Raw genomic sequence first — 21790 nt, forward strand, 5'->3', positions numbered from 1 at the left:
GGACAGTCTACGTGTGCGTAGTGACGAGTTGGAGTATCGTACTCAACGTGTGAAGTTGAGATTGTGATACCACGCTCACGCTCTTCTGGAGCGTTATCGATTGATGCGAAGTCTTTAGCTACACCACCGTATACTTTTGCAAGTACGTTAGTGATTGCTGCTGTTAGAGTTGTTTTACCGTGGTCAACGTGGCCGATTGTACCAACGTTTACGTGCGGTTTTACGCGTTCAAACTTTTCTTTTGCCATGACGGAACCTATCAGTTTTGTGTATCTAGATTACATATGAAAATAATCCACCGAGGGTAGATTAATTTAATTTTTTCAAATTTCAAATAGTTTTTTCTGACAGATAAAGGAAGAAATTAAGATGAGTTCTCGATACTGGTGCTGATAGGCAGATTTGAACTGCCGACCTCACCCTTACCAAGGGTGCGCTCTACCAACTGAGCTATATCAGCAACACCAGAAGTCTGGAGCGGGCAGCGGGAATCGAACCCGCATCATCAGCTTGGAAGGCTGAGGTAATAGCCATTATACGATGCCCGCATAGGAACCTGTTCTTAAACTACCTCTAACCGTCAAGAATAAAGTGGTGGAGGGAGCTGGATTCGAACCAGCGAAGGCTGAGCCGTCAGATTTACAGTCTGATCCCTTTGGCCGCTCGGGAACCCCTCCACGAAAATTCTTTACTAAGTCACTTCCGGTAAAAGGAAAGTGGTGCCGACTATCCGAGTTGAACGGATGACCTACTGATTACAAGTCAGTTGCTCTACCAACTGAGCTAAGTCGGCACTGCTTTAGTACGGGGCGAGATTCTAAGGTAAGGTTTATTGTGATGCAACCATAAAATTAAAAAAAATGTGAATTTATGTGTTAAACGCTCACTATTCAGGCAAATTGCCGTATTTTTACTGCTTTATAGCTAATTCACGCCAATAATTCAGTCCTTTAAATACGAGCAAGCTGTCAAACTTAGCATCTAAATATGTATCTGCTAACAATTTGCCATAACCACCAGCAAATAATAACTGACAACCCTGTTGGTTAAGATGTTGTTTTGCTTGCTCGATTGCACCTAGGGTAGCAACCATCGCACCATTCTTGAGGCCATTTGGCGTATTACGGCCTAAATCAGTCGCAAATGGGGTTTGTCCATCATCAAACACGCGTTGGGTATTCTGGGTAAGTGAAGATGTCATCAAATCAAGGCCTGGTAAAATCCAACCACCTAGATGTGCACCTTCACTATTGAGTACATCAATTGTTGTTGCAGTGCCGGCATCGATAATAATGCAATTTTGCTCGGGGAACTCGACATACGCGGCAATGACAGCCAGCCAACGATCAATTCCTAGATTTTGATACTGCTGATAGGCACAGCTTAACGTGTTTAGCTTTGCACTCACCTGTGCTTCAAAATAAGGAACGGCGTGTTGCTGCGCCTGTGCTAATAACGGTTTAAGTAGCTCAGTGCTACCCACGCAGGCATAGACCAGCTCTGTTATTTGTGACCAAGGTAAATTGCTGAGTTCACAGGTTTGGTAATCCTTACCATCAAACAAAACGGCTTTAATTGCGGTATTGCCAACATCCACTAATAATTTCATAGCTCAGCCTTACGTAGTGAAATTTCACCACCATAATAACTTTTCACTTCGCCGTCTTGGCGAATACGCACGCCACCTTGGTTATCAATTCCTTCGCAAATACCACGCCAGCTACGATGACCCGTATTGAGCTCAACACACTCACCAGCAAATGCATTTAATTGATTCCATTGTAGATACATATCGTTTAAACCCGATTGCTGATACTGGGCTAAGCGTTTTTCTAAATAAAAGCACAAATAGGCCACCAGCTTGTTTTTATCTAATCCCTGTACATGCTGGCTTAAATCAGTCCATGCTTGATCTATGTGTTGGCTAACACTTTCTGGCATATGTAAATTGATACCTATACCTATTACAAGCTGGCAAGGCCCCTGCGGCTGACCATCAAGCTCAACTAATACACCCGCTAATTTTTCACGGTTTAAGTAGATATCGTTTGGCCACTTAAGCTCTACATCCAATTGATATAAGGCTTTAAGCGTATCGTAAACAGCAAGCCCAACAGCAATAGATACCCCCATAGCAGCTTGCAAACCATCATCCAAACGCCAAAAGTAACTAAAGTATAAGTTTGCACCAAACGGAGATTGCCAAACGCGCCCACGGCGCCCTCTTCCCGCTTGCTGCATTTCTGCAACTAATACGCTTCCAGATGGCAGTGATACTTCTGTTTGCAAACGGCGCATTAACTCACTGTTGGTTGAGTCAATAATAGGCTGCACTTCAACATTAGCGGTGCTGCCACCTAACTCATTATAATGCAGACCGATCTTATCTTTGTTCAGTAAGCCTGCACTATTATTTAGGCAATACCCTTTACCCGTAACCTTAAATATATCGAGCCCCATCTCCTGCAAAGAATGAATATGTTTACCCACTGCTGCACGGCTAATACCGAGCTGCTCGCCCAATTGCTGACCAGAAATAAAACCACCGGTATTTAAAGCTTGTAAAATAGCGAGCTTATTTCCATCTGGCGCTTTCATGATGAAGCTCCCAATTCAATGTGGCATTCATGTTCAGCATTGATCAGGCGTACTTCATGCTGTAAAGCAATCTGATATTTATGCCAAATCTGTTGTTGTACATGCTTTACCATGGCAATTAAGTCATCACCTGTACTATTACCGTGGTTTACTAGCACTAACGCTTGCTGCTGATGCACTTCAATACCTGCGACCTTAAAGCCTTTTAACCCAGCTTGCTCAATCAACCACCCCGCCGCAACTTTATAATGCTCAGCATCCACAAAGTAATGAGGTAGCTCTGGGTAGCTTTTTAAAAGTAACGCAAGTTGCTCATTCCTGATCACTGGGTTTTTGAAAAAACTGCCTGCATTTGCAAGTTCACTGGGGTTTGGTAGTTTGCTGTTTCTGGTTGTGATGATTTGCTCAAATACCTGCTGTGGAGAGGGTTCTGAAAGCAGTTGCAATGGTCCATAACTAAGCACTGGCTGCCATTTCTTAGGTAACAGCAACCCTACTTGGGTGATCACCGCTTGATTTTTCAGTGCATGCTTGAAGATAGAGTCACGATAGCCAAATTGGCATTCGCCTTTAGTTAAGCGCTTTATGGTTTTGGTGGCAATATCAAAGTATTCGACATAACTCACAAACTTTTCAAGTTCTACACCGTAAGCACCTATATTTTGCACTGGTGCAGCACCAACAGTCCCAGGTATTAAAGCAAGGTTTTCAAGCCCAGGCATGTCATTAGCAATAGTCATAGCAACTAATTGGTGCCAGTTTTCTCCGGCTGCAATGTGTAATAAAAAGCCATCGTTTTGCTGCTCTATGTCGATGCCCTTCGTATTCATGTGGATCACAGAACCTTGGTAGTCAGATAAAAACACCGTATTACTGCCTTCACCTAAAATACAAAACGGCGCAGAAAAGTCTGTGCTTAAAAGCTGATTCACTTCATCAATTTGATAAAAATGCTGGCATTGGCTTGGCAAAGAAAAGGTATGAAAAGATTGCAGGGACTGAGCCACAAAACGCCTCAAAGGTTACCGGTAACTAATCGCATTAGTGTAACCTATCGTCGCAAAATACGCATTAGATTGTAAAAATCACTCAACCCACTGCACTAATCATGTTATAAAACGGGCTCTTTTTCATTTCCGTTCCAGGGTTATTATGAAGTTTAAACCATTACTTTTAAGTCTTGCTATGGCCGGTGCTTGCTCTCAAGCAACTGCAGATGCAATCAGCCAGCACACTTACGCAAACTTAGATGACGTAACAACCACTCACCTACTACTAGATTTAGATGTTGATTTTGATGACAAACAACTAGAAGGTTTTGTTGAGCACACGCTAGATTGGCACAACGCAACAAGCAAAACACTGGTACTTGATACACGCGATTTAGATATTGACAAAGTAATGTATCAAGATCAAAAAGGCAGCTGGCACAAAGCTGACTTCACCCTTGCTGCACGTGATGACGTAAAGGGCTCAAAATTAACAATTAAATTTAAAAGCCAAGCGGTTAAAGCACGTATTTATTACAACAGCCGCCCAGAAGCTTCAGGTTTACAGTGGTTAACGCCAGAGCAAACAGCCAGTAAATCACACCCATTTATGTACAGCCAATCACAAGCAATTCATGCTCGTAGTTGGATCCCAGTACAAGATACGCCAGCAATGCGTGTAACCTACTCGGCACGTATTCACACTCCTAAAGACATTCGTGCGGTAATGAGTGCTGATAACAAAGATGCACTTTATAAAGACGGCGATTACCTATTTAATATGCCACAACCAATTTCGCCATACTTAATCGCAATTGGTGCAGGTAATTTAGAATTTAAAGCTATGTCTAAGCAAACAGGTATCTTTGCTGAGCCAACAATTTTAGATGCATCAGTTGCTGAGTTTAACGACACTCAAGCGATGATCGATAAAACTAACGCGATGTATGGCGAATACGCATGGGGTCGTTATGACTTATTAATGCTACCGCCAAGCTTCCCATTTGGTGGCATGGAAAACCCACGTTTATCATTCATTACACCAACGGTTGTTGCTGGCGATAAAAGCTTAGTAAACCTAATTGCTCACGAACTTGCTCACTCTTGGTCTGGTAACTTAGTAACCAATGCGACATGGGAAGATTTATGGCTAAACGAAGGTTTCACGTCTTACGTTGAAAACCGCATTATGGAAGAAGTGTTTGGTCGTGACCGTGCAGTTATGGAACAAGCGCTTGATGCAGCGGGCTTACGCGCATTACTTAAAACTCTGCCAGCACCAGATACACGCCTTAACTTAAAGCTTAATGGCCGCGATCCTGATGATGCATTTAGCTCAGTGCCTTACACTAAAGGTCAGCTTTTCTTAATCTATCTAGAAAACAAATTTGGCCGTGATAAGTTTGACCCATTCGTAAAGGGTTACTTTGACCAATTTGCGTTTAAGTCTCTTACAACAGCGCAATTTGTTACTTACTTAAAAGCTAACTTGATCGAAAAATATCCAGGCGTTGTGAGCATGGATAAAGTTAATGAGTGGATCTTTGAGCCTGGTTTACCAAGCGATGCCCCTAACCCAACGTCTGATGCTTTCGATAAAGTTGATGCTGTAACCAAAACATGGTTAAACGGCGAAATTAGTGCAGCCCAGTTACCAACAGCGGATTGGTCAGTTCACGAGTGGCTACACTTTTTGAATAACCTACCTCGCGATTTAAGCATCGAAAAAATGACTGAGCTTGATAACCAATTCAACCTAACACAGTCAACGAATGCAGAGCGTGCTTTCGCATGGTTTATGCTAGCGGTAGGTAATGGTTATCAACCAATTTACCCAGCGCTTGATGAACACCTATCAGGCATCGGTCGTCGTAAATTAATTGTGCCACTCTATAAAGCACTTATTAAAAACGGCAAAAAAGACTGGGCGCATGATGTGTACTTAAAAGCACGTCCGGGTTACCACCCACTTGCACAAGGTACTGTTGACGACTTATTTGCAAAGTAAGTCATCAAACACAAAAAAGGCGCTGCAATCAGCGCCTTTTTTAATTATTTTATTAGTTACTTACTTTTTGTAAGAACGCACGGCGCTCTTCAGGGCTTGCTTGTTGCCACCAAAACTCAAGCATCGCAGCTGCACTTGGCATATTTTTCAAACCCGCTTGTCCGCCGGGTACTTTTGCAGGCAATGTGACAGGGACTGCTGTCGTAGGCTTATTGCTTGTACTTGTAGCAGCAACTGGGGCACTGGCCACTGCTTGTACAGGCGCGCTAGCTGCACGATAGCTAACTATCGATAGTGGCACAGCAAGTTCACTGCCCTTGGCTTTTAAGCTTACTTGCGGTGATTCAGCAAACACTTCTGCCGCAACAGCATTACTGGCACGATTAAACACTAGGTCATAGTCTTTGCCGCTCTCTACTGTGAGCTCAACCCAAAATGGCTCTGACTCAACAACTTGGTGGTCATCATAACCTTGCTCGTAAAGATCGGTATATTTCATCTTCACTTGGTAAGTACCAGGAGCAAGTTCAACATCGTCAACACGACTGAAAAACGACTGCTCAATAAGTCGCTCTCCGACTTGTAAGGGTACAAACTCTTCTGGAAAGTGAATAGTCTCAGCGACACTACTTAAACTATTTAATAGCATTAACGCACTACTCAGTAATACTAACTTACGCATGTTCACTCCTTGGTTGTTCAATTTACGGCAGTTTCAGTTTGACACTGCAAATAAAGTTTGTCATTAGTGGGCGGTCATTTAACCACATTTATAAGAGAGCTAAGTATGAGCCAAGAGACTATTTTTACAAAGATTATTAACCGAGAGATCCCTGCTGATATTGTATATGAAGACGAGTTATCTTTAGCTTTTAAAGATATTAACCCACAAGCCCCTTTTCATGTGCTGATCATCCCAAAAACACCAATAGCGACGATTAATGATGTTACAGAAGAAAATGCATCTTTAGTCGGTCATTTATATGTGGTTGCTGCCAAACTTGCCAAACAGTTTGGCTTTAGTGAAGACGGTTTTCGCGTCGTAATGAACTGTAATGACCATGGCGGACAAACTGTGTACCATATACACCTACATATGCTGGCAGGTAAAACAATGGGCTGGCCTCCGTATCAAGACAAGAAAAAAACCAATCTCTAATATTTTAGTATGTAAAAATATGTAAAAGGTAGAACAAAGATACTGTTTTTGTCTATAATAGTGACAGATCAGCTAGTTAATGTATTGCAATTAGTTAACTAGCTGTATTTTTTGACACAAAATAGACACAAACTGTACTTTTCCTGCACAAGTCTCAGAAATTTCTAATACGAAAGGGGTGGATTGCGTGATAGGATGCAATTGTCAACTTTTTTCAAGAGTGAATAAATATGAGTAGTTCAGCCTTTTTATTATTAGATCCAGAACCGATTAACACGATTGGTGTAAATGTATTAGAACCATTGTTAAAAACACAAGGACTTACTGTGACAACTGGTACTGATATTTCTGAAGTACCTGAAGGCACACGATTGCTATTCATTGAAACGTCAAGTACAGATCCGTGGGGAAAACTAAAGGAGCAATTAGTTAATCTACGAATTAAATGCGATATTGTTTTATTTAATCTAGATGAAAACCCAGAACTAGCTAATCGCGCTCTTCTAAGTGGCATAAGAGGTGTATTTTACACCACGGATAACGCCGATGTGCTAATGAAAGGCATTCGTTTGTTACTTGAAGACCAACTCTGGTACCGTCGTGATATTATGTGTAATGCACTTAACCGTATGTTGCAGTTTAACAAAGACGCACTACATAAATTAACAGACGGTGATATCGAACCAGTTAAGCTTACCAAACGTGAAAAAGCTATTATTTCATTAATGAGTAAAGGTTCGAAAAACAAAGAAATAGCTGAAGATTTAAGTATTAGTCCGCATACAGTGAAAACTCACTTATACAGTGCATTTAGAAAAACTAAGTGTCGTAATCGTATTGAGTTACTATCTTGGGCTCAGCAAAACATTCCTGACGAAATTCGTTAAACGAAATACCCTACTTGTTAAAAACAGACGCTACTGCGTCTGTTTTTGTTTCTGGTTGCTAATCACTGTAATTGACTTTATGCTCAAACTGATTGCCAAACACTGGAAATACAATGCTCGACTCAGCTACTTTATATTACGCCAGCGCTGCCATGATGGCAGTAATGACCCTTCTTAATTACCTTACTTGGCGAACCAACAATAAGACTCCGGGCACCTTACTCTATATTTTTTATCCACTTGTGATGTTTGCATCAGTAATGAGTTTTGCACTACATGGCCATATTAATAACCTTGCCAGTGTTGCCATTGCAAATACTCTACTGTTTAGTGCCTCAATCATCCATGTACTCGCAATTTGTCAGTTTTTGAATGCCAAATGCGTTGGCTTTAAAACCTTTGTTTCGATCACAGTCGCTTTAGCTATCACTATGATTTACCTTGCTACTGACAGCGCAGAGTTACGCAGCCGAATATTGGTTTCTGACCTTCAACATATTGTTGAATCATTGTTTTTACTGGCTTTGTTTATTCGTAATGGCCGTAAAAGTTACCCTAATGGCAGTATTGTTTATATTTTAATTCTCAGCATTATCCTAGCGGTGTTTACTGGCCGTACTTTAATGATGGGAGATATTACAACCGCCAACCTATTATCTGCAGACTGGTTTAGTTTCACTTTATTTATTAATGGCGTAATAGCTCCAATGTTCTATGCTACAGGCATGGCACTACTATGTAATGAAAGGCGTGAGCAAAACCTTAATCAACTCACCGAAAAAGCCCATAAAGATTTAGAAATAAGAGGTTTGTTCTTATCAACTATTAGTCATGAAATTCGCACACCGTTAAACGGTATTTTAGGTAGTGCACAGTTGATCATGAACCAATCGAGTGACCCCCGTGATAAACCTTATTGCGAAGCAATTATTAACTCCGCTGAATCATTAAATTTATTAGTAGATAAAGTTCTCGACTACGCCAGCTTAGATCAACGAGATGAAGCACTTTATGAAGAGGATGTTGAGTTTAAAACTTGGCTAAATAATCTTTGCCTACTTCTCAGCCCCCTAGCAGAACAAAAACACTTAAAGTTTGAGTTGATATATGATTTGCCAGAACAGGCATGTTATTACTGCGACCAACAAAAACTCAGGCAAGTTATTATAAACTTAGTAGGTAACGCAATTAAGTTTACTGACCAAGGAGCCGTAAAGATTCATGTGAAGCTTCTTAATGAAGGCCAACTAGACCACCTAGTTAGAGTAAGTGTGATTGACTCTGGCCCTGGTATTGAAGATGAAGAAATAGCCTACCTCACTGAACCATACGTGCAAAGTAGTGCAGGTAAAGAGAAAGGAGGCACAGGCCTTGGCTTAGCAATTACCAGCCGGCTACTCGAAAAGTTAGGCAGTAAACTCAACATAGAAAGTGAGCTTAAAAAAGGCAGTACTTTCAGCTTTGATATTTCACTTGCTATTGGTGAGCTTAGCCTAGTTGAACAGCGTCACCAATCAAAGGATTATGTTACTGGCCTAGACGTGTTATTAGTTGAAGATCTCGATTTAAATCAGAAAATTGCCATCGAATTTATGGCTGATGATGAGCATAAGATAAAACTTGCAAAAGATGGCAATAGCGCGATTGAACTGATGCAGAAACATCACTTTGATGTGGTATTACTCGATATGAATTTGCCTGATTTAACAGGGCAAGAAGTCTTAAAAAAGCTAAAAAATATCGACCATTTAAATCAACGCACGCCAGTATTAGCATTTACCGCTAGCCTCAGTCCAGATGAAATAAAAGAGTATTTATCACTAGGTATAAAAGATATTGTAGGCAAACCAATAAAGCAGCAGAAATTACGTCAAGCTCTGAGCGATTCACAAACAAACCAATCTGCGAGTATCGCGGTGGAATTACGAGATACACTTTACGATGAAACGGCAGCTGCTACATTGATAAGCTCATTCAGCGAGGATGAGGTATCATCGATTTACAATGAGTTTGTTTTATCTGCTAGAAATAAACTCATTCGTTGTCAACAACTTGTAGATGATGATAAAGAGCAGTGCATCAAACTGATTCACCGTCAAGCAAGCACAGCATTGCAGCTAGGATTTAATCGATACGGTACAGAGCTGAAGCGCATCGAACGTAAGTTACTTGATAACAAGCCCTTAAAAGAACTATTAACCGAAGCCCTAATACTTTGGCAAGAAAGTCTACAAGCTTACCTTAAGCATGCTAGGCGTGAGTTATCATAGCGGTAAGCGAGCATTGTAGGCGCGATTTTATATCGCGCAATATTCAAAAGATAACGCGCGAAATAAATTTCACGCCTACATCAAAACATGGAACGACTTTAGCCGTGAAATGTTTTTCGGCGCTAAAGTAGCGCCTTGGCTAAAGCCTACAAATAACACGATTCGGCTTCAAACTGATTGTGATATGATTACTTAAGACTTACTTTTTCAGGCATAAAAAAACACGCTTTCGCGTGCCTACTTATCAAACACATTTAATTTTAATCTTCAATTTCAGTTGGTTGCGGGAGCTGTGAATTTTGAGAGCGAACCGACGACCTTCGGGTTATGAGCCTGAATTCCAGACATAAAAAAACACGCTTTCGCGTGCCTATTATGTAATTTCAGTTGGTTGCGGGAGCCGGATTTGAACCGACGACCTTCGGGTTATGAGCCCGACGAGCTACCAGGCTGCTCCATCCCGCGCCTGAAATTGTAGATTTATTTAAAGTTGCTTTACATAACAACTTGGCTTCCAATTCAAAAAATTGGTTGCGGGAGCCGGATTTGAACCGACGACCTTCGGGTTATGAGCCCGACGAGCTACCAGGCTGCTCCATCCCGCGCCTGAATATTAAGTTTATTTTACTTCTCACTTAATTTAAGAAGTTGGTTGCGGGAGCCGGATTTGAACCGACGACCTTCGGGTTATGAGCCCGACGAGCTACCAGGCTGCTCCATCCCGCGCCTGTAATCTCTAAGTAACATGAGCATGTTAACGACGCCCTGTTTCAGAGAGAGCGCTATCATATAGCAATAAGATTAGAAATCAAGGGTTATAGTGACAAATTTAACTCAAGCGAACAAAAAGCACACAAAACAAAGTTAAAATGCACGCTGATGAGGACTAATCATTTTTTGCCACTCCCAATCGGGGTGACCCATCACGATAAAATCAGGGTTTTCTGTGCTTTCTCGTTGATTGTAAGTTAACGGATTGAATTCAGCATCGGTAATGCAGCCACCGGCCTCTTCGACAATCACTTGTGACGCACCAGTATCCCACTCACCAGTTGGTCCGATACGTAAAAAGCAATCAGCTTTACCCTCTGCAATAATACAGGCTTTTAATGAGCATGAGCCTAATGCTACTGTCGCAAACTGAGTGTTTAAATACTGACTGACCGCTTCAATTTTTTGTCTGCGGCTTACTGCTAAGGTTAAATTATCGGGTGTTGCTACTGAAATTTGTTGATCTTGGCCATTTTCACGTTTAAATGCGCCATTTTGATAACTTGCAAAATAAGTCACTTGTTTCGCTGGCCAATGAATAACACCCAGCACTGGGCGATTATTTTCAACTAAAGCGATATTGACTGCAAAATCACCGCTTTCAAGTATAAACTCCCCGGTACCATCCATAGGATCAAGCAACCAATAACGGTGCCAATCTTTTCTATCTGCCAGCGCTGGGATCGGGGTTTCTTCTGACATAATTGGAATATCGGGGGCTATGCTCTTCAAACCCGCCATTAATACATCATTTGATGCTAAGTCAGCCTTGGTGACCGGAGTATGATCTGACTTTTGCTCAGCACCAATATCATCCTGCTGATAAATGGCCATAATGGCATCGCCTGCTTGCTCAGCTAACCGAATACACGGTTCTAAAAAATCATTCATTGCCCGCTCCCGACTCTAAGTACTTTGTTAATAATAGCAAAGCTGCGACACTTCGTGCTTCAGTAAAGTCTTCTTGTTGCAATAATGATTGCCAATCAGTTATTGGCCATTTTACAACGACAAGCGGTTCTGGCTCATCACCAGGTAAGGTTTCAGGATAGAGATCTTCAGCATACAAAATATGCATCGTGGCATTAAAGTAACTTGGCGCCATGCTGACTTTTTTTAGTTCAGCGAAATGCTTAGCACCAAAACCAACTTCTTCTTTAAGCTCCCGGTCTGCAGCTTGCTGTGGTGTTTCACCTGGATCAATTAAGCCCTTTGGAAAACCCAACTGATAATCATTGGTGCCTGCACAATACTCTCGCACTAATAACAGTTCGTTATCGGCCGTTACTGGCACTATCATCACTGCACCTCTGCCACCGCCACGAATTCTTTCGTATTGCCTTTGTTCATCATTTGAAAACTTCAATTCGAGAGACTCAACAGTAAATAGTCGACTTTTAGCGACAACTTCATTAGACAAAATTTGCGGTGGTGTAGGATGCTTTTTCTGTGTCATTGGCATTAATTTGCTATCATGGCAGTTATGCTCATCATAAATCTTTTAAAGTGAATTGCCTATGTTAAATTGGTCAAAAATCGATACTGTGTTGTTAGATATGGATGGCACCCTACTCGATTTGCATTTTGATAATTACTTTTGGCTAACCGTTATTCCCGAGCAATATGCGCGTAAACATAAAATCAGTTTAGACGCAGCAAAAGCTGACATTTTACATCGTTATCAACAAGTTCACGGACAAATTAATTGGTACTGTTTAGATTATTGGCAGCAGCAACTTGATTTACCAATTATGGCACTGAAACGTGACATTCAACATTTAATCAGAATTCGTGAAGATGTTCCGCCGTTCTTAACTGAGCTTAGAAAAGCAGGCAAGCAATTGATCATGCTTACTAACGCGCACCCAGATTGTGCCATGTTAAAGTTTGAACATACTGCTATCGATAATTACTTAGATGGGGTGATCTCAACTCACCAATATGGCGTGAGTAAAGAGCATCAACCATTATGGCAACAAGTCCACCAAGAATGGCAGTTTGATAAGGAACGGACTTTATTTGTGGATGACAGCCCCGCCGTGCTAGATGCGGCAAAAGAGTTTGGTATTGGTCATATACTTGCGGTTGCCAACCCTGATAGTCAGCAACCGCATAAACAGTTCGATGGCTTTTTATCGACCATCGATTTTCGCGAGTTTATACCCGTTAAATAATTACTTCGGGTAACGCTGCTCTAAGCCTTGATATACTAGTTTTGCAAAATCTGCATGCTCTGTATCTAGGCTTTTTACCACTTCAACTAAGTGCTCGTTATCTTCTTGGCCGTTCCACACTTTGATATAACTACCATCTTTGTAGCCATGATCTTGGCGGAAGAAGTTCAAGGTATTTTTACCAACGTAGCCACGGTATAAATCATCGATATCCATACCAATTTGCGCCATACAACCTGCAAATGCGGCTGCATTAAAACTCTTTTCAGCGACTGCTGACCCAGCTAACACTTCGAGTGTTTGTTTAAAATCATCGGCTTGAATTGGTGCATTTAACTCAGCTTCAAGTTGTGCAGCTAACTGCTCATAGCTGGTTTCACCATCAATACGTAAAGATAAACCAAAATGGAAAATATCAACTAACTCTAAAATAACTTGTTCTGTATCTGGGGTTTGTTTCTTCCACCACTTCCAACCGTAGTGATCCAGCATTTCAGCACACTCAACCCAAATTGCACGATACCATTCAAAACCTTGGCTAAACCATTGCTCATGAACTTTAGTATTCATCGCATTTTGCATCTCGAGCATAACAACGAGTTTTTGTAAATTAGCAGACATTCTTTATCCCAACTTGCATTTTCAATTATGTATATACTACAGATAATTTTGTCATTGATGAAATAAAAACACATATGATCAGGTCTGCTTTGCAGTTGATAAAAATAACCGAGGAAGCCTATGTTTAAATCTCTACTCATTAGTGCACTATTTGTACTATCAAGCCAAGTTATTGCTGCGACTGCAACCAATATTGCCGAATCAGCAGAGCAAGTTAGCCCATTATTACCCGGCTTAGCAGTGCCAAATATTGAGTTAAAAGATCAATACGGTAAAACCGTCTCACTCGCTGAGCGTTTTAAAGAAAAAACGACTGTGCTCATTGTTTATCGTGGTGGCTGGTGCCCATATTGTTCAAAGCAATTGGCCAATGTCCAAAAAATTGAGAAAGAGCTAGCGGATTTAGGAGCACAGATAATTGCCGTTTCGCCAGATAGTCCTGAAAAGCTCGCTGAATCAAAAATTACTTCACCAAACTATCAATTATTGTCTGACGACAGCCTTTTGTTGGCACAAAAGTTAGGTTTAGCGTTTTACTTAGATGACAAAACAGCAAAGATTTACCGCAACAAACTTGGGGTTAACTTTGTCTCGTTAGAGGGCGAAGTGAAAGTAGCGTTACCCGTACCTGCAGTGTTTGTGATAGACACTAATGGGTTAGTTAATTTTCAATACGCCAACCCAAATTACAAAGTACGCTTAACAGAAGATTTATTACTAGCCGCTGTTAAATCAGTGAGCGAGCAATAATTTAGTAATCGATAAGCAGAATATGCTTCTGCTTATCGGCCTTGTGTAAATTCTTGCCAAGATTCAATTAAATCAACAAAGTCTTCAAAACCACAGCCACTGCACAGGCCTTCTTCTTCAAGCATTAAATCATCATCTTGGTAGGCAACTAAGTCTTCGTTGTCTTGATGTAACGCATGTGCTTCGAACAGCGCTTCGTCTTTACTTAAGATCAAATCAATTTCTTGACCTTGTAAGGTTAAAGGCTCATGACTGCTCTTAACCGCGGAGATCAATGCTTGTACCATCGCGATTTTTTCTTTACCAATTTCTTCGTTTAGCCAACGGCCAATAACTGTATGCTCAGAGGAAATTTTAATGCGTAAACCGCTAATAGGATCGCGGATAAATTGATATTCCATGGAGGGTACTCTTAATACGTTATCTGCTAATTATACCGTTTGCAGCTAAACGTGGCGAGTTTTGTAGTCTTAAATCAGCACGAGCGCCAACGGGGCGCTCGTGTTTATGCTATTTAAAATAGCTAGAGTCGCGATTTGAAGCGCGCAGCATCAATAATCGCCCATAGGTATACGATTGGCAGTAAAATAAAGCCAACTGCAACGTAAATTAGTGCCCCACTAATAACCCATGCTAAAAAGAATGCAATAGCCGCCATTAAACGGCCTTGTACCAATTGCCCTAAACCAGGAAAAAAGATATTACATATTGCTGCGATTACATTACCGCCAGAACCTTGCTCTGCCATACTAACCTCTGTAGTTTTTAATGATTATACTTTTAGTAAACACACTTTATGCCAACTTATTATGGCTTACAAATCAAAGTGTTAAAAAGTAGCGTTATTTTGATTTTAGTTTTTTTTGCTAAAAATCGGTCAAATTCACAATTTTTATACTTCAATTTTAATGACTTGCCAAAATAGCTGTTTATAAAAACAGTATTTTATTTAGCCTTGCATAAACACCTGTTATACTCCACCCATTATAGATTGAAAAGGCGTAACGATGGACGTTTCTGAATTACTCGATGGCTTAAATGACAAACAACGGGATGCAGTCGCAGCCCCATTGCAAAATATGCTAGTACTTGCAGGTGCAGGTTCTGGTAAAACTCGAGTACTTGTTCATCGCATCGCATGGCTCATGCAAGTTGAGCAAGCTTCTGCATACAGCATCTTTGCGGTAACCTTCACAAATAAAGCCGCAAAAGAAATGCGCACTCGTGTAGAAGAAACCTTAAAAGCACCTGTTGGCGGTATGTGGATTGGTACTTTCCACGGCTTATCTCATCGTATTCTGCGCGCCCATCACCGTGAAGCGAACTTGCCTGAAAGCTTTCAAATTTTAGATTCTGACGATCAACAACGTATGATCAAACGCTTACTTAAAGCGATGAACATCGATGATAAAAAGTGGCCTGCAAAACAATTTGGTTGGTATATCAGCGCGAAAAAAGATGAAGGTCTGCGCCCTAAAGACATTCAAGCCTACGATATTAATGAGCAAATGATGCTGAAAGTCTATGCTGCATATCAAGAGGCTTGTGACCGCGCAGGTTTAGTCGACTTTGCAGAAATACTGCTGCGCTGCTACGAAGTACTTAAGAACCACCCAACACTTTTACGTCACTATCAACAGCGTTTTGCCCATATGCTGGTAGACGAGTTCCAGGATACCAATACGATTCAGTACGCTTGGTTAAAATTACTCGCAGGTAACACCAACAGTATTATGATCGTAGGTGATGATGACCAAAGTATCTATGGCTGGCGTGGCGCAAAAATTGAGAATATCAAACGCTTTTTAACTGACTTCGAGGCCGAAACCATTCGCCTTGAACAAAATTACCGTTCAACGGCAACAATTTTGAAAGCTTCAAACGCGCTGATCAAAAACAATGCTGAACGCATGGGCAAAAGCCTGTGGACAGACGGCAATGATGGTGAGCCGATTTCAGTTTACGCTGCGTTTAATGAATTAGACGAAGCGCGCTTTGTTAGCAGCAAACTACGTAGTTGGCTAAATGCAGGTAATGCATTACAAGATGCCGCGATTTTATACCGTAACAATGCGCAATCTCGTGTGCTCGAGGAAGCGATGCTACAAGAAGGTTTAAAATACCGTATTTACGGCGGTATGCGCTTCTTCGAGCGCCAAGAGATCAAAGATGCACTTTCGTATTTACGTTTAGTTGGTAACCGTCAAGATGATGCCGCTTTCGAGCGCGTTATTAACACCCCTGCTCGCGGCATTGGTGATAAAACACTAAGCCACATTCGTGATTGCGCGCGCAATGAGTCATTGCCACTTTGGTATGCCGCTAAAGCTATTATCGAGCAGCAGCACTTATCTGGCCGTGCAGCAAGTGCCGTGACAAAATTCTTAGAACTTGTTGAGCATATCGAAGATAAAATCAGCGATCTCACCTTAGAAGAGCAAGCGAAATACGCCATTCAAAGCTCGGGGTTAATGGCAATGTATCAAGCTGAAAAAGGTGAAAAAGGCCGTGCCCGCGTAGAAAACTTAGAAGAGCTTATTAGTGCTTGTGGTCAATACGAACTCCCTGAAGATGAAGAGTTCAGCTCACCACTGCAAGGCTTTTTGGCATATACCTCTCTAGAATCTGGCGAAGGTCAAGCTGACGAGCACGAAGACGCGGTGCAAATGATGACATTGCACTCAGCAAAAGGCCTAGAATTCCCGCTGGTATTCATGGTGGGTGTTGAAGAGGGCATGTTCCCATCACAACAAAGTAATGAAGAGTCTGGTCGTTTAGAAGAAGAACGTCGCTTATGTTATGTTGGCATGACTCGCGCGATGGAAAAACTATATATTAGCCACGCAGAAAGTCGCCGTTTATACGGACAAGAAAAATACCACAGCCCATCACGCTTTTTACGCGAAATGCCTGAAGACTGTATCGAAGAAATTCGCATTAAAACACAGGTTTCAAGGCCACCTGCGGCAGGTCGTTTTAGTCCATCAGTAACACATGCCGCATTTGAAGATAGCGGCTTTAACTTAGGGCAACGCGTATTACACGCTAAGTTCGGTGCAGGAACCGTACTCAATTACGAAGGTAGCGGCGCTCAGTCACGTATTCAAGTGAACTTTGATGACCTAGGCAGCAAATGGCTTGTAACACAGTATGCAAGACTTCAAGCCTTATAATGAGTATATAACAGCGCTATGTAATGAGCTGGTGATTGCAAAGCATCGCCAGCTTGTCATTGTGCAAGGCAGCGAAACTTGGTGCTATCAGTTTGCAAACCAATTAGCGCTTAAAAATACCTATGTTTTCAGTAGCAGCTCACTATTAGCAAATAGTGAGTTCCCAAAACATGCTCACCAGATTCTTGGTCAAGAGTTTCATCACGCAATTTTTGATGGTTTTAGCGGTTTATATGCCGATAAACTCGCCGCGCTTGCCGGTACCGTAAAAGCAGGCGGTGTACTGATATTATTGCTGCCCGATGATAATAACTGGCAAGACCCAGCACTCACAAGTATTACCTCTTATGGCGAAGAAATTAAACACAGCTTTTTTAATCAGCGCTTTTTCGCCAAGCTAAAATTGCAGCCACATTATTTTACTAAGCACTCGCCTCCTGCTTACCAATCTATTTCGCCAGCAACTGCTAAGATAAATTATCAGCAACAACAAGCATGTGTTGAGCAAATTATTAAAACCGCAACAGGGCGCGCTAATCGTCCTTTTGTGATCAGTGCAGACCGAGGTCGTGGTAAGTCAGCCGCTTTAGGGCTTGCAGCAGCAAATCTTCAAGATAAAAGAATCCTAATTTGCGCCACCCAAGCCAAAGCCGTACAAACAAGCTTTAAGCATTTAGCCGCTGAGCTTGGTGTTAGCAAAGAGCAAAACTGTAAGCAACTAGCTAACCTTAGCTATATTGCGCCAGATACACTGCTACATGAAAAACCTGATTGCGATCTGTTATTTGTCGACGAAGCAGCAGCGATTCCGGTTCCTATGCTATTGCAGATCCTAAAAAGTTATCCACGGATCGTATTTGCCAGCACTATGGTTGGTTATGAAGGGAATGGGCGTGGTTACACGTTACGTTTTTTACATTACTTACGTAGCCAATTTAAATCGCTAAAGGCAATTACTTTGGATGAACCTGTTCGTTTCGCCAAGTATGACCCCCTCGAACATAGCCTACGTGAACTACTATTACTTGATGCAAAATACCTAGAAACGCAGAGTAAAGAGTCATATCAATTCGAAAGCATAAGCAAAGAGCAACTCATTGATGATGAGCAGTTGCTTAGCCAAATTATGGCGCTATTGGCGTTGGCTCATTATCAAACCACGGTAAACGACTTACGCCAATTGCTTGATGCCCCAGAGCTACAGCTTTTTATCTGCAAACAAGAAAATGCATTAAAAGCCGTTTGCTTAATTGCTATTGAGGGTGGCTTAACGCCTGAGATTGCAGAGCAAGTTATAAAAGGAAAGCGTCGGCCACATGGTCATTTAATGGCGCAAACTCTGACTCAATTAAGCCGAAAAATAGAAGATTTGTGTAAACACTCAGCGAGAGTCGTGAGAATAGCTGTTGCACCTGAATGTCATCAGCAAGGTATAGGCTCAGCCCTGTTAAACCACTGCGAAAGCCAATTAAGCAATTGTAGTTATTTTGGTGCCAGCTTTGGAGCCAATGCAGCGTTAGTTAAGTTTTGGCAAAGTAATGGCTTCAACGTTGTTAAGCTTGGATTTAGTCATGACAAAGCAACGGCAGAACATGCTGCCTTAGTGGTTAAAGCATTAGATAAGCAAACGACAGATAGCGCAACACTGTTAATAGAAGAGTTTAAGCAAGATCTCTCTTTGCAACTCCTTGATCACTTTAGCTCACTTCCTTGGCAGATTATTGCAGAGCTATTCAAAGGCTTACCAAAAAGTGAGCTATCTTCTGCCTTAGATGCAAGAGCTGAGCGGCTGTTAACTGGTGATATTAACCTCTTCCAAGTACAGCCATTGCTATGGCAAATACTTTGGAGCACACCAATTAGTCTAAATTTATTAGATGAACATACAAAGTTCATCCTTATTCGACTAGTATTACAGCAAGCCTCTGTAAATAGCTTAATCGAAGAAGCCGGTTTTACAGGTAAAAAAGACTTAGAGTCACAGTTCAAAACCGCAGTGCAAGGTTGGTATGCTCACTATAAATCACTTCAAAATCACAGCCATTAAGTGTTTATGTATTTGTACCTTGCTACTACCTCAGATAGCTTTAGCTGAACACGCACAGCCTACCATTAAACTCGGCATGTCCACTGCGCTCACTGGACCCGCAAAGCAAATAGGCGAACAACTGGCGCTTGGCAGTAATATTTACTTTAATAAAATCAACAAAGAAAACGGTATTAATGGGCAAAGTATCGATCTGATTTTAGCTGATGATGGTTATGAGCCAAAAAATACCGTAGTGAATACTCGCGAGTTTTTATTTGATCAAAAGATCCATGCAATTTTTGGCTCTATGGGCACACCAACAGCCCATGCAATTAAACCTATTCTGGATAGGCACCGCATTCCATTTCTAATGCCATTTACAGGCGCTGATTTTTTACATAATAGCTCAATGCCAAATGTATTTAATCTTCGTGCGAGCTACCAAGATGAAGCCATAGAGCAAATTAATTATTTCGTGAAAGAGCGTAAGCATGAAAAAATTGGCTTGATGATCCAAGCCGATGAGTTTGGCTATATGGTAGAAAACAACCTTGTTAATGCATTAAAAATACATGGTATTAAACCTGTAGAAGTCGCTCGGTTTAAGCGCAATAGTGATGATATTTCAAAAGCTTTAGCGCTTCTAAAAGAAAGTAAAGCAACCGCAATTTGTTTAGTCGGCACTTACGAGCCTCTCGCTGAATTCATTAATGCAGCAAACAAACAAAACTTCAACCCAGACTATACTTCGGTGTCTTTCGTTTCGAGCCATGATTTATATCAGCGAGTGAAACAGCCCGCCAACATTATGGTCACTGAAGTGGTACCCGACCCTAATAACTGTAAAAACCCTTGGTGTAAGCAGTTTATTGAAGATATCGAGCCTTATCACACGAGTGCGAATAGAATTATATTTGAAGGTTATTTGAATGCCGTAGCATTGGTTAGCGCTGCCCAAAAATGCCCAACGCCTCTAAACAATCAATGTCTGCTGACCGAGCTAACTCACCTCTTCACTGACACATCTGAATTCGCTGATTTATTTAATAGTCATAGTGCTGGAAATAATAAAAAAATCTACCGCTCCTATTTCAAAAAGTAATTTTGTAAATCCATCACTAAAAACATAATAATGTTCTATGCTATAAAGACTTAACAAGGCTTTGAGGGAAATATGGATCTGATTAATTTCCGAGTTGGGCACAAGACCATTTCATTAAAAATTCTTGATATTCTTCTAACTGAACGTTATGAGGGTAATTTAACGTCATTGCCCAATGAAAATAAGAGCTTTATCGGGGTCAAAGATTATATGGACACGCCGACCCCCATATTTGATTTGGGGGTAGTTTTAAATAACAGGTCAACATACGAAGTAAATGCCGCGCTTTCAGAATTATTAGTTGAAAGAGAAAAAGAGCACTTAGAATGGCTTAATGTATTAGAAAACAACCTATCTACTGGAACATCCTTCACAAATTCGCTAGATCCAAGTAAGTCCTCATTTAGTCGCTGGTACAAAGATTTCGAGACTGATAATGAAGATCTTAAGAGCATTGTTGCCAAACTTGAAAAGCCCTACCATGCACTACATGTTATGGCTAGCGAACTTCTAGAAGTACGGAAAACACAGTCAAAAGATTCTGTAATTATTTTATTTGAAGAAAAAAAACGACAAACTCTTAATCAGCTAAACCGGTTGTTTGAATCGGCCCGAGAGCAGATAAGCCTTGATTACAAGCCAATCATCATTTTTACAACTAAAGACGGTGTAACACCTCATATAGGGCTTCTGGTCGATAAAGTCGAAGACAATATTAATGTTAAGAAAGAAGATATCAAACCTTTAGAGCAGCTTACCTCTGTTGGTTTTGATGTTGACCCACAAACTAAAAACATGATGCGCGGGCTAATTAAAATGAAGCATAAACACAGCTTACTATTAGACCCAAGCGCCATCTTCCGGACAGAACACCTAATGCGCCACGAAGCAGAAGAAACCGAAGAGTATGGGCTTTTTTAGTCGCTAGTTAGCGAGTTAGAAAGAGTAAAGTTAGCGAGGGGAAAGTTGAAAGGCCTGGTGTAGGTTGGGTAGAGCGGAGTGAAACCCAACATAATACCATTCCGCATAAAGATTAAATCAATTTAATCCATTCCCGATTGCACATTTTCTTCACTCGATCCGGGATTGAAATAAAGTGATTCCACGCCTTTGAAACTTCATCGACAATTTCGTCATAGCCTGAAAACACTCTATTTGATAAACAATGTTGTCGTATCCAACTCCATACTTGCTCTATTGGATTTAGCTCTGGTGAATAAGGTGGGAGCTTTATCAGGGTTAGGTTTTTAAATTCTGCA

Annotated in this window: 21 protein-coding genes and 7 tRNA genes; 10 read left to right on the forward strand and 18 right to left on the reverse strand. The window is 41.2% G+C overall.

Annotated elements, in window-relative coordinates; genetic code table 11:
• The 8 genes from AOG27_RS20550 to murB form a co-directional block, all read right to left on the reverse strand.
• Positions 1-248, reverse strand: a 248-nt coding sequence (locus AOG27_RS20550) for a GTP-binding protein (protein ID WP_235523726.1), incomplete at its 3' end; no start/stop codon positions are given.
• 136 nt (positions 249-384) lie between these two features.
• Positions 385-460 (reverse strand) — tRNA-Thr (locus AOG27_RS20555).
• Positions 461-473: 13 nt separating this feature from the next.
• A tRNA-Gly gene (locus AOG27_RS20560) sits at positions 474-548 on the reverse strand.
• 44 nt (positions 549-592) lie between these two features.
• Positions 593-677, reverse strand: a tRNA-Tyr gene (locus AOG27_RS20565).
• Between the two features lie 40 nt (positions 678-717).
• Positions 718-793: transfer RNA gene (locus tag AOG27_RS20570), tRNA-Thr, on the reverse strand.
• 117 nt (positions 794-910) lie between these two features.
• Complete coding sequence (locus tag AOG27_RS20575; RefSeq protein ID WP_054554864.1) at positions 911-1609, reverse strand: type III pantothenate kinase; 699 nt, start codon at positions 1607-1609, stop codon at positions 911-913.
• A complete protein-coding gene (gene birA / locus AOG27_RS20580) occupies positions 1606-2598 on the reverse strand; it encodes a bifunctional biotin--[acetyl-CoA-carboxylase] ligase/biotin operon repressor BirA (protein ID WP_054554865.1) in 993 nt (330 codons plus the stop codon). The genes AOG27_RS20575 and birA overlap by 4 nt, the downstream gene beginning before the upstream one ends.
• The gene (gene murB / locus AOG27_RS20585; protein ID WP_054554866.1) at positions 2595-3605 is read right to left on the reverse strand and encodes a UDP-N-acetylmuramate dehydrogenase; all 1011 of its coding nucleotides are present in this window, start codon (positions 3603-3605) and stop codon (positions 2595-2597) included. Before murB ends, birA begins: the two co-directional genes overlap by 4 nt.
• Positions 3606-3750: 145 nt before the next feature.
• On the opposite strand from murB, the gene AOG27_RS20590 reads away from it, so the two are divergent.
• Positions 3751-5595 carry a M1 family metallopeptidase gene (locus tag AOG27_RS20590; protein WP_054554867.1) on the forward strand — a complete coding sequence of 615 codons (1845 nt, stop codon included), beginning with the start codon at positions 3751-3753 and terminating at the stop codon, positions 5593-5595.
• A gap of 52 nt (positions 5596-5647) precedes the next feature.
• Here AOG27_RS20590 and AOG27_RS20595 read toward each other — a convergent pair whose 3' ends face one another.
• Positions 5648-6277, reverse strand: a complete 630-nt coding sequence (locus tag AOG27_RS20595) for a DUF2057 domain-containing protein (protein WP_054554868.1) — start codon at positions 6275-6277, stop codon at positions 5648-5650.
• 105 nt (positions 6278-6382) lie between these two features.
• Between AOG27_RS20595 and AOG27_RS20600 the strand changes: the two genes are divergently transcribed.
• The 3 genes from AOG27_RS20600 (at position 6383) to AOG27_RS20610 (ending at position 9911) form a co-directional block, all read left to right on the forward strand.
• On the forward strand, positions 6383-6754 hold the full coding sequence (locus tag AOG27_RS20600; protein WP_054554869.1) for a histidine triad nucleotide-binding protein: 372 nt from the start codon (positions 6383-6385) through the stop codon (positions 6752-6754).
• Between the two features lie 230 nt (positions 6755-6984).
• A complete protein-coding gene (locus AOG27_RS20605; protein ID WP_054554870.1) occupies positions 6985-7641 on the forward strand; it encodes a helix-turn-helix transcriptional regulator in 657 nt (218 codons plus the stop codon).
• A 113-nt stretch (positions 7642-7754) separates the two neighbouring features.
• Positions 7755-9911 (forward strand): ATP-binding protein, encoded by a 2157-nt coding sequence (locus tag AOG27_RS20610; protein WP_054554871.1) that lies wholly within the window; start codon positions 7755-7757, stop codon positions 9909-9911.
• A 388-nt stretch (positions 9912-10299) separates the two neighbouring features.
• Here AOG27_RS20610 and AOG27_RS20615 read toward each other — a convergent pair.
• The 5 genes from AOG27_RS20615 to nudE form a co-directional block, all read right to left on the reverse strand.
• Positions 10300-10376 (reverse strand) — tRNA-Met (locus AOG27_RS20615).
• A gap of 63 nt (positions 10377-10439) precedes the next feature.
• A tRNA-Met gene (locus AOG27_RS20620) sits at positions 10440-10516 on the reverse strand.
• A gap of 44 nt (positions 10517-10560) precedes the next feature.
• Positions 10561-10637, reverse strand: a tRNA-Met gene (locus tag AOG27_RS20625).
• A gap of 138 nt (positions 10638-10775) precedes the next feature.
• Positions 10776-11573 (reverse strand): 3'(2'),5'-bisphosphate nucleotidase CysQ, encoded by a 798-nt coding sequence (gene cysQ, locus AOG27_RS20630; protein ID WP_054554872.1) that lies wholly within the window; start codon positions 11571-11573, stop codon positions 10776-10778.
• Positions 11566-12138, reverse strand: a complete 573-nt coding sequence (nudE, locus tag AOG27_RS20635) for an ADP compounds hydrolase NudE (RefSeq protein ID WP_171037179.1) — start codon at positions 12136-12138, stop codon at positions 11566-11568. Before nudE ends, cysQ begins: the two co-directional genes overlap by 8 nt.
• Before the next feature lie 61 nt (positions 12139-12199).
• On the opposite strand from nudE, the gene yrfG reads away from it, so the two are divergent.
• On the forward strand, positions 12200-12856 hold the full coding sequence (gene yrfG / locus AOG27_RS20640) for a GMP/IMP nucleotidase (protein ID WP_054554874.1): 657 nt from the start codon (positions 12200-12202) through the stop codon (positions 12854-12856).
• Here the strand turns inward: yrfG and AOG27_RS20645 are convergent, their stop codons facing one another.
• Complete coding sequence (locus AOG27_RS20645) at positions 12857-13477, reverse strand: dUTP diphosphatase (protein ID WP_054554875.1); 621 nt, start codon at positions 13475-13477, stop codon at positions 12857-12859.
• 120 nt (positions 13478-13597) lie between these two features.
• Between AOG27_RS20645 and AOG27_RS20650 the strand changes: the two genes are divergently transcribed.
• Entirely contained in the window at positions 13598-14227 is a 630-nt protein-coding gene (locus AOG27_RS20650) for a peroxiredoxin-like family protein (RefSeq protein WP_054554876.1), read from the forward strand.
• Positions 14228-14259: 32 nt separating this feature from the next.
• On the opposite strand, the gene AOG27_RS20655 is transcribed toward AOG27_RS20650, so the two are convergent.
• Positions 14260-14628, reverse strand: coding sequence for a YacL family protein (locus AOG27_RS20655; RefSeq protein ID WP_054554877.1), 369 nt, complete (start codon positions 14626-14628; stop codon positions 14260-14262).
• A 122-nt stretch (positions 14629-14750) separates the two neighbouring features.
• Positions 14751-14975, reverse strand: coding sequence for a hypothetical protein (locus AOG27_RS20660; RefSeq protein ID WP_054554878.1), 225 nt, complete (start codon positions 14973-14975; stop codon positions 14751-14753).
• 259 nt (positions 14976-15234) lie between these two features.
• Here AOG27_RS20660 and uvrD point away from each other — a divergent pair, with 259 nt between their 5' ends.
• The 4 genes from uvrD (at position 15235) to AOG27_RS20680 (ending at position 21452) form a co-directional block, all read left to right on the forward strand.
• Positions 15235-17400 (forward strand): DNA helicase II, encoded by a 2166-nt coding sequence (gene uvrD, locus AOG27_RS20665; protein ID WP_054554879.1) that lies wholly within the window; start codon positions 15235-15237, stop codon positions 17398-17400.
• Complete coding sequence (locus tag AOG27_RS20670) at positions 17378-19447, forward strand: GNAT family N-acetyltransferase (protein WP_054554880.1); 2070 nt, start codon at positions 17378-17380, stop codon at positions 19445-19447. Before uvrD ends, AOG27_RS20670 begins: the two co-directional genes overlap by 23 nt.
• Positions 19410-20531: an ABC transporter substrate-binding protein gene (locus AOG27_RS20675; protein WP_138602663.1), complete on the forward strand. Its 1122-nt coding sequence runs from the start codon at positions 19410-19412 to the stop codon at positions 20529-20531. Before AOG27_RS20670 ends, AOG27_RS20675 begins: the two co-directional genes overlap by 38 nt.
• A gap of 72 nt (positions 20532-20603) precedes the next feature.
• A complete protein-coding gene (locus AOG27_RS20680; protein ID WP_054554881.1) occupies positions 20604-21452 on the forward strand; it encodes a CZB domain-containing protein in 849 nt (282 codons plus the stop codon).
• A 112-nt stretch (positions 21453-21564) separates the two neighbouring features.
• Here the strand turns inward: AOG27_RS20680 and AOG27_RS21340 are convergent.
• A partial coding sequence (locus AOG27_RS21340; RefSeq protein WP_200909121.1) for a transposase occupies positions 21565-21790 on the reverse strand: 226 nt, incomplete at its 5' end.

This window comes from Pseudoalteromonas lipolytica, from assembly GCF_001306915.1.
In the GTDB taxonomy this organism is placed as follows: Bacteria; Pseudomonadota; Gammaproteobacteria; order Enterobacterales; family Alteromonadaceae; genus Pseudoalteromonas; species Pseudoalteromonas simplex.